Below are 12,252 nucleotides of genomic sequence, written 5' to 3'. Positions count from 1 at the left end.
GCCTCCGGCGGAGAGTGCGCTGCTCACGCTCTTGTGGCGGGGCCCGGACGCGTGTAGGCGCCTTTCCCGAGGCCAGAGCGCCCGCGCGGTCGGAAGGCCCCGCCCCGGCCTGTAGCGTCGGGGGCATGAGTGAGCACTCTGTAGTGGATGTCGGCGACGTACGACTGGCCTATCGGACCTGGGGCGACTCGTACGGGGCGCCGGTCGTGCTCCTGCACGGACTCGGTTCGTCGTCGGCGAGCTGGGAAGAGGCCGGGCAGGCACTCGGCGAGGAATGGCGGGTCTACGCGATCGACCTGCGCGGGCACGGCGAGAGCGACTGGCCCGACGAGTACTCCGTCGAGCTCATGCGGGACGACGTACTGGGCTTCCTCGACGAACTGGAACTGGACCGGGTCGGCGTGGTCGGCCACGGCATGGGCGGTGTTGTCGCCCGCCTGCTGGCGCAGGACAACTCCGACCGCGTGGAGCGGCTCGTCCTTGAGGAGACCCCGCCGCCGTTCCCCGGTTGCATCACGGCGCAGGTGGCACGCCCCGCCGAGCCGCTGGACTACGACTGGCCCGTCGTACCGGCCATCACGGGCCAGCTCGCCGACCCCGATCCGGAGTGGGCGGAGACCCTCGGCGAGATCGTGGCACCGACCATGATCATCACTGGCGGACCCGACAGCTCCATGCCCCAGGACCGGATGCCGGACATGGCCGCGCTCATCCCCGACTGCCGGCTGATCACCATTCCGGCCGGCCATTACGTACACGAGGAGCGCCCCCGCCCGTTCGCGCACGAGGTGACCGAGTTCATGACCAGCTGACGCCGGGCTGATCTTCCAGACGCCCGCGTGGGCCGCCCGGTTCGTGCCGGGGTCGGCGACATGCCGAAGTCCCCCTGCCCCGGCAGCACCACGACTACATCGTCAGCGGTGGTACCAGTCCGTGCTGTCGCTGATGGCGATCGAGACGTACGTCTGATGGATCGCCACCAGCGACGCCACCAGCCTCGGGTCCCAGTCGCCCCGCACGACGCGGTAGTCGCCCGCCAGGCCCCGGAAGGACATCACGGCGCGGCCGGCGCTGTCGCGCCAGACGATGCGGCGCGGGGTCGTGACCGGGTCCTGCGCGATGCCGGTGAAGGCGGCGACGAGCAGAGCGACGTTGACGGGCAGGAACACCGTCCACCACAGCGCCCACCACATCAGCCGGCCCGCCGAGCCGCGCACCGGGGGCACGCCCGCCTGCTCCATGGTCCAGTGGGAACGGCCGATCCGGAAGATCCGCCCGCGCCGCAGCGAGATGCGCCCGATCAGCGTGCCGTCCGGGTCCAGCACCCGGTAGCCGAAGCGCGGGCCGCCGAAACCGAAGCCCGTGCCGTGTTCCGTCGTCACCGAGGCGACGACCTCGCGACACCGGTCGTCACCGAACAGCAGGATCTCCCGGGCGCCGGGGAGGTACGCGTTCGGGCCGCCGGCCGAGGTATTGCGCAGCAGGTACGCCACCGGGCGCGGGCCCTGCGGCGTACCGTCGTCGGCCACGACCATGACCGGAGCGCCGGGCTTGACGTCGATGGACTTGTCGCGGCCGCGCGCGGTGTGGCTGCGGGGGTCGAGCATTCTGTATGTGATCGCCATTCAGGCGGCCCCCTATTTCGTGATCCGGTCCGTTCTGGGGCGTCAGCCTAATAGCGGGCTTCGCGCGCACTCTTGCCGGGCGCCACCACCCGTGACATACAGGTCTGGACCAATGCCTTCGGGAGAGGGGACGGACCGTGCAACGCCCCACCGTTCGCGCCGTGTTGACCCGCTGCGCTGCTCTGCTCGTGCTGACGGTGACGGGTTGTGCCGTGACCGGACCGGACCGCGACACCGAGAGACCCTCCACGCCGGGCGGGGTGACGGCCCAGGCGGGCAGCGCCACGTCGGTCCACGTGATGTGGGACCGGTCGACGGACAACAAAGCGGTCGCCGGCTACGAGGTGTACGAGAAGGGCGCCAAGGTCAGGACCGTGACGGGGACGCGGCACATGGTCGACATCGACCGGCTCACTCCCTCGACCGCCTACACCTTCACCGTCCGCGCCCGCGACGCCGCGGGCAACCTCTCCGCGCCCAGCGGCGCCGCCGCGGTGACGACCCCGGCCCCCACGCCGGACGACCGTACGGCCCCTTCCACGCCCGCGAAGCTGCGGGGGCGCGTCGAGGGGACCGGCGCGGTGAGCCTGTCCTGGGCGCGGGCCGCCGACGACACGGCCGTCACGTCGTACGACATCTACCAGGAGGACACCCGCATCCACAGCGTGCCCGGCGCCACCACCACGGCCCGGGTGTCCGGCCTGCGGCCCGGCACCGTCTACACCTTCACCGTCCGGGCGCGGGACGCCGCCGAGAACTCCTCCGGTGACAGCAACGCCCTAGACCTGACGACCGCTTCAGGGCCCGGTGAAGGGCCTTCCACCGCACCCGCGGACCTGGAGGCGACCGCCGTCAGGAAGGCGGGGGTATGGGGGATCGACCTCAGGTGGACCCCGCCGCGTGCCGGTGGCGGGGGAGAGATACGCGAGCACCAGTTGTTCCTCAACGGCCGGCCGGTCACGACCATCGTGTGGGGCACGACCCCGCCGACGGGTACGGCGACGTACCACTTCACCGTCAGCGAGCCGCCCGGCACGCGCTACAGCATCAAGCTGCGGGCGAAGCTGCCGGACGGGAAGTGGGGCGACTTCTCGGCGCAGCGGACTGTGGTGACGCGCTGAACTCCGCTGCCCGATAACTATCGTTGCCCGGTTACGAGAGGTGCCGGAGGTCCTTGTGCTCGGCCTCCGGGACCTGTTCGCCCGATGAGGGGAGCAGTTGGGGGATGCCGTCGACGATCGGGTAACGGCGGCGCAGGCGCGGGTTGTAGAGGGCGTCCCCCGGCGCGAGGAGCGTGAGGGGGCCCTTGTCGAGAGGGCAGGCGAGGATCTTCAGCAGTGGGTCATCGGGGGTCACGGCTCAACTCCGGAGTGGCGGGTGCGGGTGTCTTCTGGTGGGCGGTGAGGGTCAGGAGGACCACCACCGCGAGGGCGGTGCCGGCGATGCGCAGGGTCAGGCGCAGCGGGTCGTCGGGGAGGGACTCGCCGAAGGCGTACGTACCGACGACCGCGGTGTAGAGGCACGACGTCGTCGTGCAGACGGGCACGATCAGGGACGCCCGGCAGCGTTGCAGTGCGGTCTGGGAGAGGAGCAGGCCGGTCGCTCCCGTGATGAGGAGCAGGTACGGGTACGGGCTCGCCAGGAGCGTGAGCGCCGCCGCGCCGGGGTGCTCCAGAGTGGCCGGCGTGAGGTGCGCGGAGACGCCCTTGATCGCCAGGGAGCTCACTCCGTAGACGAAGCCGACGGCCACTCCGTATTCAACGCCCGCGGTGGGCGGGCGCAGGCGGTGCCGGCGGGCCGCCCGGCGCTCTGTGGCGACGTACAGGCACAGGCCGATCGTGAGGGAGAGAGCGCTGATCAGCAGGACCAGCGGGGCCGGGGAGCTCTGGCCGACGCTGTCCGTGTGGTGGCGCAGGGAGCTGACCACCATGAGCAGCGCGAGGAGGACTGTCGCTGTCGCGTAGCGCTCGCGGGTGGTGGTGCGTTCGCCCAGGTAGAGCTTGGAGAGGAGGAGCAGCAGGACCAGGCCGGAGACGAACAGGGCCTGGGCGGCCGCCATGGGCAGGGTTCGGTAGACGATGAGCTGCGCGGCGAAGCCGCCGGCCAGGGCGAGTGAACCGGCGATCCACAGCGGACTGCCGAGGAGATGGCGCAGGAGACGGGCCGGGCGGCGTACGTTCAGCGCCGGGAGGCCGGCCAGGGCCCGCTTCTCCAGTACAAAGCCCGTGCTGTACAGGACATTGGCCAGCAGCGCGGCCGCCACGCCCCACCACATGGCGCTCAGTCCCCGGCGCGGCGGCGGGCGTGCGCCAGCAGGATCGACGCCGCGGTCGGTGCGGCGGAGCACACCAGGCGGTCCAGGGGGCGCAGGAGGCGGGGGACGCCGTGGAAGGGGGCGCCGGTGATTCTCACGACGTCGAAGCCCGAGGCGGTCAGGAATTCGCGCAGCGCGCGGGCGGTGTAGAGGCGTAGGTGGCCCACGACCTCGGTGCCGGGGCGGCCGTGGATCGCGCGCAGGCTCACCTCGGAGAAGACCGGCTGGGTGCCTGTGAGGAGTAGGGCGCGGTTGTACCAGGCGGCCAGGTTGGGGGTCGACAGCATGAGGTGGCCGCCGGGGGCCAGGACGCGGCGTAACTCGTCCAGCGCGCTGTCGGGGTCCACCAGGTGCTCTATCACCTCGCTGAAGAGGATCGCGTCCGCTGCTCCTGTGGCGAAGGGGAGTCCGTTGTCTGTCAGTTCGCCCCTCACTACGTGCGTGAGGTGCGTGGAGGCTCGGCGCAGTGCGTCCTGGGACCAGTCGACGCCGATGAGGCGGTGGCCGCGAAGGAGCGGTGCGGCGGTGGCCGCGGCTGTTCCGTCGCCGCAGCCGATGTCCAGGACGGTCGCCCCCGGGGTGGGGAGGGCGGCGGCGAGGATGCGGGCCTGACGGAGGGTTCTGGGGGTGCCGGAGGCTACCGGGACATCGGGGTTCTCGTAGAAGTCGCGGAGGGTGGGGGTGGTGGGGGGCTGGGTGTTGGTGTGGGTGGGGGTGGAGGTGTGGGTGGGAGTGGGAGTGGGTGGGGTTGTTGCCGTCATTTCTCGCCTCCGGACGTGGCGTCCAGGTACTCCGCGAAAAGGTCCCGCAGCCGTTCGCCGTCCGTGGCGCCGAGGAGTACGCCCGACCAGCGCAGCGCCAGATGCAGGCGGCCCGCCGTGCTCGCCGTGGTCACCGTGAGGCCGCGGGGCATGCGGGCGGGCGCCGAGAACCACACGGCCGTCGCCCGGCCCGTACCTTCACCGAAGTCCAGGGGGTACGGGACCCGGCCGATGTTGCTGAGGAGGGTGGTCGATGTCCATGGCGCCGCCGTTCGGCGCAGGGTGCGGGTGAATGCTGCTCGGAGTGCGACCGGTAGTACCGGTGCCGTCAGGAGGGCGGCCGCGTGGCCCAGTTGGGGGCGCGGGAGTGCCTTCAGGGCGCGGGTGCGGTCGGCCGTGCGGCGCAGCAGGTCCGGGACGTCGGGGGACCGGGTCAGCTCTTCGGGGGCGTACGGCACCTCCACCAGGCGGGTGCCGTTGCCTATGGGCATGTCCAGGCCGCGGGAGCGGTCGTCCACCGGCATCGTGATCCGCATGGGACGTGGCGGGCTGCCGTGCTCGCGGTTCCAGGCGGCGATCATGCGGGCGGTCGCCACCATCAGCTGGTCGTTGACCGTGTACGGCGCGTCGCGCGGGCGGCTGGGGACGGGGAGTTCGGCTGTCAGGATGCCGTTGGGAGCGGTTGACGTGGGCTTGCCCCGGGCTACGCGTGCCACCGGGGAGAAGCCGGTACGGGGGGTGGGGGTGGGGGTGGGGGTCGGGGTGGGCCGGTTCTTGGTGGGCTGGGGTGCGGGCGGGTGCGCGGGTGCGCGGGTGGGGGCGGCGGTGGTGGGGGAGTTGTCCCGGCCGCCGTAGATCTCGGCGGCGGTGGCCAGGACGCGGAGGCAGGCGGGGCCGTCCAGGGCGGTGTGGTTGACGGTGAGGAGGAGTACGCGGTCTATGACTTCCAGGCGTACGGGTGGGGAGAGGGTGAGCGGGGGTGCGAGGGAGAGGGCGCGGGCCCTGGCCTGGGTGAGGGCGTGGGTGGTGGGGGGTGGGAACGTGACGACTTCGGTGTCGGGGTGCGGGGTCAGTTCCCATTCGTACCGGCGTCGGTACCAGGGGCCGGGGGCCTCCCGCATCAGGATGCGGGGGTGGCGTCGCAGGGCCTCGTTGAAGGCGGTGCGCAGGCGGACGGGGTCGGGGCGGGCGGGCAGGTGGACCTCGATGTGCACCGTCTCGGGCACCCGGGGGTGCAGGCAGTGGCGGGTGACTTCGTCCACGACGGTGAAGGGGACGCGGCGGGGGTGGCTGCTGCTGCCGGGGCGGGCGGGATGGTGAAGCGCGGTCACTTGGCTCTCTCCTCGCCGGGGTGGGCTTCCTGGTCCTGGGTGCCGGGCTCCGGGGGTGCGGTTGCGGGGGCGTTGGGGTCGGTGCCGCGCCGGGGCGTCTCCTCGGGCGTCGAACGTTCGGGTACTGCGTTGGTTCGTTCGCGGTGGTTGCGTTCAACGCCCTGCGGGGAGCGCCCCGGCACGTCCCCTCCTGGCACCGTGGATCGCGAGGCGGTGATGGGCGCGCCCTGGGCCTGCGGGTGGCGCCCCGGCACGTCCCCTCCCGGCACCTCGGATTGCGACGGCGGGGTGTGGCCGCGTGTCGTCACCAGCGCTGCTGTCAGGGCCGTCAGGGCCAGGAACTGGGCTGCGGGGCCGAACGCGCCCTCCGAGGCCGTGGGCGGGGCACCTGGCTGGAGGGCTGCTGTTATGCCCGCCGCTGCCATTGCCAGCAGGGCTACCGGGGGCAGGAGGGTGTGGCGGAAGTGCGCCAGCAGGGCCAGGGCCGGGACCAGCAGGGCCAGCGGGCCCGCCGTGACGGCCAGGGTCAGGGTCAGGGCTGCCAGGCCCAGGACCGGTCCTGGTGGGGGAGGGGTGCGGGTGGGCGTGGTTGTGGTTGCGTTTCGGCGGTAGAGGGTCAGTGCCGTCAGGGTCAGCAGGGCGACTCCTCCGGCTATCAGGCCCGCTTCGTACAGGCGCGCCGGTTTGTACTCCATGCGCACCTCGCCGCCCGCGCCCTCCGGGATCAGCCAGCCCTGCTGCCAGCCGTCCAGGCGGACGGACGGCAGCTTTCGGCCGTTGAGGGTTGCCTGCCAGCCTTCGTTCGCGTTCTCGTAGGTCTGGAGGTACGAGGCTTCGCCCTTGCCCACGGTGAGGCTGCGGCGGTCGCCTGCGGTGTCCCGGATGGTCAGTTCGCGGGACTCCTTCGCGGGGGGCGTGGCCTTGTTCCTGGTCAGGGTGATGTCGGTCAGGGCCAACGGGCCCGCGTCGCCGGCCTCCACGCGGTGGGTGCCGGGGGAGAGGCTTGCTTTGCCGTCGCGCTGAGGGCCCGCGCAGAGTGAGACCTGGATGGGGCGGCGTTCTGTCAGGTCGCTCAGCCTGCCCTTGGCGGTTGTGGCGTGGAGGGTGCCGTCCATGGCGAGGACCGGGCCCTGGCCGCACGGGAGTTGGAAGGTGCGGGTTGGTTCCGGCTGGGGGATCCGGAATTCGTCCAGTGCGGGTACGTACACCTCACTCAGGCCCACGGGAAGCTGCATCTCGGCGTCCGCCACCGGGTTGTGGACCGTGAGGGGGGACGAACGGGTGATCTTGATGTCCAGGCGGTCGGTCCTGATCGGTTCGAAGCGGGCCAGGCCGTTCTCGTCGACCGAGGCCGTCGTCGCTCCGTCGGGGGAGCTGATCTCCACTTGTTCCGGGCGGGTGGACAGGCCGCCGGCTGCCGCGAAGACGATCTCGGATATGGGCTTCTTTCCCGGCCAGCGCAGGTGCAGCGTCGGGTTGGCACCGGCTATCCATGCCGTCGTGAGGTCGCCGTCGACCAGGTTGCGGGGGGTGAGAGACGTGCCCAGGCGGGAGGTCGAGTCCGCAGTGGCCGTCAGTCGGCGGCGCTGGTCGGGGGCGAGGGTGTAGAGGAGTTTGTCCAGTTCGTCGCCCGGTACGGGGAGAGCTGTCGCCTGGAGTGAGTACGTGCCCTCGGTGGCCGTCGAGAACTGGCGGTGCAGGCCCACCTCCGCCGATACCGGCGAGAGGCCGCCCGGGTCGCTGCCCCGGTGGAGGGAGATCACGTCGGGGTCCGCGTCCCGGGGGAGGGACAGGAGCCGGGTGACCTGGACGCCGGGGATGTCGATGCTGGTGAAGCCCGCGCCCATCAGGCCCGGACGGCCCTGCTGGGCGCTGGTGATGGTGAGTTTGAGGTAAGTGGCTTTGCCCGGGGGTGTGTTGATCTGCTGGGGTGAGCCATTGGGGTGCAGGGGGCTCGTCCTGCTGCCGTTGTCCGTCTCCACGCGTACGGCCGTGGGCGCCGCCCTCACTCCGTCGGACGGCAGCGGCGTCACACGGATCTGGGCGGGGAGTGCTGTGGGGGAGGTGAAGGCTATGCGCAGCCATTGGCCTTTCGGCTTTGCCGCGCTGCCTTCCGCCCACGCCGTGTCGGGGTTTCCGTCGAAGGCGTTCACCGGGTCGTACTGCGGCAGATGGAAAAGCCAGTTGCCGCTGCTCGACGCCGTCACCGACTCCGCGCCCCGCAGGACCGCTGTGGTCTGGTGCTTGATGTCGTGGGTGGGGAGGATCTGGCGGGGGGCGCGGCCCGGGTCCTGGAGGCTTTCGGTGTGGTTCTTCTCGGTGGCCGTGTAGGTGTACGACGTATTGGAGTTGACCAGGCCGAAGCGGGTGTCGGCGCGGCGCAGGCCGTCGCTGGTCGCCTGTATCGCCGGGTCTGCCAGGCCCGGGTGGCTGTCGCCGGTGAGTACGGCGGGACGCTTGCGCATCGTGGGGTCGGCGGAGAGACGGAGGAGGGACTCCGGACCGCCGCTGACCCGCGCGGTGTCCGCGACCGGGGCGATGTCTGCTCTGGTGGGGCGCGTGGTGGTGGGGGGCGGCTCGTAGATCTCTATTGCTTTTTGCCTTGGGTAGAGGCCCTCCACCTGTACGGGGGTGTCGTCCGGGATGCGGCCGCCTGTGAGCACCGGGCCGAAGCCGGTGACACGGCGGTAGCCGGACTCCTCCAGCGTGCGCTTCACGGTCTGCGGGGGCACGTAGCCCAGTTGGTCCGGGTCGAGGTCGTTGCGTACGACGACGTAGTGCAGGCCCGCGCGGCTCAAGTAGTCGCTCAGGCCGGGGACTTGTGCTCCGGTGGTGAGTGCTTGTTCCACCGCGTCCATCGCCCGGCGGTTGCCGGGCGTGCCGAACGGCACATAGTCGCGCTGCGCCCAGCGGGATTCGGCGAGCACGTCGAGCGGCTGGTCGATGGGGGAACCCCAGGTGTAGATCCCGTGCGCCGTGGCCGGGACCACGAGGGCGCGGCTGTCGGGCGAGTACTTCTTCAGCCAGTCGGCCGTCGCTTCCCAGTGGGCGGGGAGCTTGTCGAAGGAACCTGGTTGCAGGATGTTTCCGTTGAGGTAAGGGAGGGCGAGCGCGGGGAGGACGAGCAGGGTGGTGAGGAGGGGCGCCAGGCGGCGGGACGGGCGGGTGGCCGCTGCTGTCAGGTGCGTCAGGCCCAGGGCCAGGGCGAGGGCCAGGCCCGGCTGGAACTTGTAGATGTTGCGGAAGGGGACCAGCGGGCCGTTCAGCCAGTCCTGGACGGTGGAATGGAAGGGTCCGCCCAAGGGGCCGCCGTATCCGGCGAGGGTGATCGTCGCGATGGAGAGCGTGGTGAGGAGCAGCCAGCGCCGCTCCGGGATGTCCCGGCGGGCCAGGCCCGCCAGGCCGAGCGCGGCGGCGAAGGCCGAGCCGAGGATGGCGGGGGCCGCCGTGGCGACCGTCCAGCCCGCCGGCAGCCACGCCTCGCCGAAGTTCAGGTACGCCGTCCAGTTGCCCGCGCCGCGCAGCAGCTCCGTGGCGGACATGGTCGCTGTGGTCGTTTCGGACTGTTCTACGTACGGGAGGAAATTCTCGCCGTATATGCCGAGGAGAAGAAGGGGGACCACCCACCAGGCGGTGGCCAGCAGCACCCCTGGCACCCACCACGCGATCAGTGCGCGCCGGCGGGGTGTGGGGGGCCGGCTGAGGAGGTAGAGCGCCACGGGGAGGAGGGCCGCCAGCGTCGAGGCCGCGTTCACGCCGCCCATGCACGGGATCAGGAGCGCGGAGCGGAGTGCGGCGACGCGGGGGGCGGTGTGGGGGTTCGTGAGCGGCAGCAGGACCCAGGGGAGGAGCGCTCCCGGCAGTGCGGCCGCCGACGTCGAGCCGATGACGATCGTGTACGTCGGCCACAGGGCGTACGCCGCCGCTCCCAGGAGGCGGGTCGCGGGCGAGCCGACGCGCAGGCGCTCGGCCAGGCGCAGCGCGCCCCAGAAGGCGGTGGTGACGACGATCGAGAGCCACAGGCGTTCCGCCAGCCAGACCGGCAGGTGCGCCAGGTCGGCCAGTGCGTAGAACGGCAGCATCGGGAACGCGTAACCGATGTACTGGTCGAAGATTCCGCCGAAGCCCGTCCTGCTGTGCCACAGCTCGCCCAGGTCGGAGAGGAACCTGAACGGGTCCAGTGCCACGCCGAGTTTCGTCTCGAACGTCATCCTGCCCGGCGACGCCGCCAGGAAGGCGACGAGGGTCGCCGCCCAGAAGCCCAGCAGCCAGTGGCGTGAGCGCGGTTCCCGGTGCGGGCCGGGGGCGGGTGGTGTCCTGGGAGGTGACTGGAGGGTCGTCGTCATGGACACCGCCGGAGGATGAGTAGGAGATTCCAGGTGGCGAACTCACGCAGCACAGGGATTTTCGGTACGACGGCTGGGAGGAACGGCCAGTAGCGGGCGCGGGCTGTGACCAGCTCGACATCGGTGCGGGAACGTACCTGGCGCAGGGTGGTGCCGACGTGGATGCGGAAGAGGTTCTCGCCCAGGGTGTGCTTGGCCCTGCGGCCGGTGCGGCGTTCGTAGCGGCGGCGGGCCCGTTCCGCCCCCAGGTAGTGCCACGGCGCCCACTCGTGGCCGCCCCACGGGGAGTACCAGTTGGTGAACGCGACGTAGATCAGGCCGCCCGGTGCGGTGACGCGTACCAGCTCACTGACGAAGGTCCGCGGGTCCTCGACGTGCTCCAGGACGTTGGAGGAGAAGCAGATGTCCGCCGCGCCGTCCGCCAGGGGGAGCAGATAGCCGTCGGCGACCACCGTGCCTTCGGGGGCGCGGTCCCGCAGTTCCCGTACGTCCGGTTCGAAGAGGAAGCTGTGCGCGCCGCGCCTGCGGAACTCCTCCGTGAAGTGGCCGCTGCCGCCGCCGATGTCGACGACGGTCCGGTTGGCCAGCGGACCGTACCGCTCCAGTTGGTCGGCCGCGTCACGGGCCAGCAGTGAGTAGCACGCGTCGGGGTCGGACTGCTCGTGCAGGAAGGCCCGGAAGAGGGTGACGGACCTGCGGAGGGAGGGGTCCTTCACCGGTGGTCACCTCCGCCGGTGGGAGAGGGCCGCCTCCGCCGCCACCGCCCGGAACTGGTCCACCGTACTGCTCCACCGGTAGTGCGCGGCCCGCGCGGCGGCCGCGCGGCCCATCGCCTCGCGGCGCTCGGCGCTCAGGGCGAGAGTGCACCAGGCGGCGGCGAACGAACTCTCGCCGCGGGCCAGTACGCCCGTCACACCGTCGGCTATGGAATCCCGCAGTCCCGGTACGTCGAAGCCGATCGCGGGGGTGCCCCGGGTCGCGGCCTCGGTGACCACCAGGCCCCAGCCCTCGACGGCCGAGGGGTGGAGCAGGAGGTGCGCCGCGCAGAGGAGTTCGTGCTTCTCGGCTTCCGAGACGTACCCCTTGAAGATCACGTCTGGGCCGGCCAGGGACTCCAGGCCGCGGCGTTCCGGGCCGTCGCCGATGATCACCAGCTTGCCTCCGGTGACCGGTCTGACCCGTTCCCACAGGCGCAGGAGGAGGTCGATGCGCTTGTACTCGACCAGGCGGCCCATCGCCAGGAAGAGCGGTTCGGGCGAACGCGGTGTGCGCTCCGCCGGCTGTTCGACACCGTTGTGCACGACCCGGATCCGGCCGGGGTCCACTCCTAAGGCCTTCAGCGCGCCGGCCGTGGAGGTCGATACGGCGACCAGCAGGTTCTCGCGCTGCGCCGCCGACAGCGCCCAGTGCTCCAGGCGGCGCCCGAGACCGGCGGCCGGGCCCGGGTAGCGCATCCCCCACAGTTCCGTGTGCACGTGGTTGACCAGGCACAGGGTGGGGCCGCGGTGCCAGAGCGGGGTGAGGTACGGCAGGCCGTTGCAGACCTCGACCAGCAGATCGCAGTCACCGACCTGCCGGGCGAAGGTGTGGCGTGCCTTGATGAAGTGGCCGAGGTCCCCGCCCGCGGAGACGACCCGGTAGTCGCGGTACGCCGCCGGGCCTCCGCACAGCAGTGTCACCTGGTGGCCGAGGGCGGTCAGGCCGTCCGCGAGGCGGTCGACGAGGAGTTCGGAGCCGCCGGCGGCGGGATTGCCGAGGTCGCGGCGGGAGAGGAAGACGATCCGGCGGGGGTGCCGGGAGGTGGGGTGGGGGAGTGTGTGGTGAGTCTCTTGGGGTTTCGCATCGTGCAGGGTGGGGGGCACGTGCTGGGGCATG

Annotated in this window: 10 protein-coding genes; 2 read left to right on the top strand and 8 right to left on the bottom strand. The window is 71.6% G+C overall.

Annotation, left to right across the window (positions count from 1 at the left end):
• Nucleotides 1–125: 125 nt before the first annotated feature.
• Nucleotides 126–812 carry an alpha/beta fold hydrolase gene (locus tag J7E91_RS25815; protein ID WP_214908711.1) on the top strand — a complete coding sequence of 229 codons (687 nt, stop codon included), beginning with the start codon at nucleotides 126–128 and terminating at the stop codon, nucleotides 810–812.
• Between the two features lie 102 nt (nucleotides 813–914).
• Here the strand turns inward: J7E91_RS25815 and J7E91_RS25810 are convergent, their stop codons facing one another.
• Entirely contained in the window at nucleotides 915–1,625 is a 711-nt protein-coding gene (locus J7E91_RS25810) for a hypothetical protein (protein WP_214908710.1), read from the bottom strand.
• 137 nt (nucleotides 1,626–1,762) lie between these two features.
• Here J7E91_RS25810 and J7E91_RS25805 point away from each other — a divergent pair, with 137 nt between their 5' ends.
• Entirely contained in the window at nucleotides 1,763–2,746 is a 984-nt protein-coding gene (locus J7E91_RS25805) for a fibronectin type III domain-containing protein (protein WP_214908709.1), read from the top strand.
• A 31-nt stretch (nucleotides 2,747–2,777) separates the two neighbouring features.
• On the opposite strand, the gene J7E91_RS25800 is transcribed toward J7E91_RS25805, so the two are convergent.
• Genes J7E91_RS25800 through J7E91_RS25770 form a run of 7 tightly spaced genes read right to left on the bottom strand, consistent with a single transcriptional unit; the run spans nucleotide 2,778 to nucleotide 12,251 of the window.
• Entirely contained in the window at nucleotides 2,778–2,981 is a 204-nt protein-coding gene (locus J7E91_RS25800; RefSeq protein WP_214908708.1) for a Trm112 family protein, read from the bottom strand.
• A complete protein-coding gene (locus J7E91_RS25795) occupies nucleotides 2,968–3,900 on the bottom strand; it encodes a hypothetical protein (protein WP_214908707.1) in 933 nt (310 codons plus the stop codon). Before J7E91_RS25795 ends, J7E91_RS25800 begins: the two co-directional genes overlap by 14 nt.
• A 5-nt stretch (nucleotides 3,901–3,905) precedes the next feature.
• Entirely contained in the window at nucleotides 3,906–4,700 is a 795-nt protein-coding gene (locus tag J7E91_RS25790; RefSeq protein ID WP_214908706.1) for a bifunctional 2-polyprenyl-6-hydroxyphenol methylase/3-demethylubiquinol 3-O-methyltransferase UbiG, read from the bottom strand.
• Nucleotides 4,697–6,031 (bottom strand): condensation protein, encoded by a 1,335-nt coding sequence (locus J7E91_RS25785; protein ID WP_214908705.1) that lies wholly within the window; start codon nucleotides 6,029–6,031, stop codon nucleotides 4,697–4,699. The genes J7E91_RS25790 and J7E91_RS25785 overlap by 4 nt, the downstream gene beginning before the upstream one ends.
• A complete protein-coding gene (locus J7E91_RS25780; RefSeq protein WP_214908778.1) occupies nucleotides 6,028–10,377 on the bottom strand; it encodes an alpha-(1->3)-arabinofuranosyltransferase family protein in 4,350 nt (1,449 codons plus the stop codon). The genes J7E91_RS25785 and J7E91_RS25780 overlap by 4 nt, the downstream gene beginning before the upstream one ends.
• Nucleotides 10,374–11,093 carry a bifunctional 2-polyprenyl-6-hydroxyphenol methylase/3-demethylubiquinol 3-O-methyltransferase UbiG gene (locus tag J7E91_RS25775; RefSeq protein WP_214908703.1) on the bottom strand — a complete coding sequence of 240 codons (720 nt, stop codon included), beginning with the start codon at nucleotides 11,091–11,093 and terminating at the stop codon, nucleotides 10,374–10,376. The genes J7E91_RS25780 and J7E91_RS25775 overlap by 4 nt, the downstream gene beginning before the upstream one ends.
• A 6-nt stretch (nucleotides 11,094–11,099) precedes the next feature.
• Nucleotides 11,100–12,251 (bottom strand): glycosyltransferase family 4 protein, encoded by a 1,152-nt coding sequence (locus J7E91_RS25770; protein ID WP_214908701.1) that lies wholly within the window; start codon nucleotides 12,249–12,251, stop codon nucleotides 11,100–11,102.
• Between the last annotated feature and the right edge of the window lies 1 nt (nucleotide 12,252).

The sequence above is a fragment of the Streptomyces sp. ISL-99 genome (assembly GCF_018614005.1).
GTDB classification, from domain to species: Bacteria; Actinomycetota; Actinomycetes; order Streptomycetales; family Streptomycetaceae; genus Streptomyces; species Streptomyces flavidovirens.
Note: the sequence above shows the minus strand (reverse complement) of the source record. Positions and strands in the feature narration are given on the sequence as shown.

What these genes read in the sequence shown, in the direction of transcription:
- J7E91_RS25815 (WP_214908711.1), top strand. Translation starts at nt 126, where the DNA reads ATGAGTGAGCACTCTGTAGTGGATGTCGGCGACGTACGACTGGCCTAT.
- J7E91_RS25810 (WP_214908710.1), bottom strand. Translation starts at nt 1,625, where the DNA reads ATGGCGATCACATACAGAATGCTCGACCCCCGCAGCCACACCGCGCGC.
- J7E91_RS25795 (WP_214908707.1), bottom strand. Translation starts at nt 3,900, where the DNA reads ATGTGGTGGGGCGTGGCGGCCGCGCTGCTGGCCAATGTCCTGTACAGC.
- J7E91_RS25790 (WP_214908706.1), bottom strand. Translation starts at nt 4,700, where the DNA reads ATGACGGCAACAACCCCACCCACTCCCACTCCCACCCACACCTCCACC.
- J7E91_RS25780 (WP_214908778.1), bottom strand. Translation starts at nt 10,377, where the DNA reads ATGACGACGACCCTCCAGTCACCTCCCAGGACACCACCCGCCCCCGGC.
- J7E91_RS25770 (WP_214908701.1), bottom strand. Translation starts at nt 12,251, where the DNA reads ATGCCCCAGCACGTGCCCCCCACCCTGCACGATGCGAAACCCCAAGAG.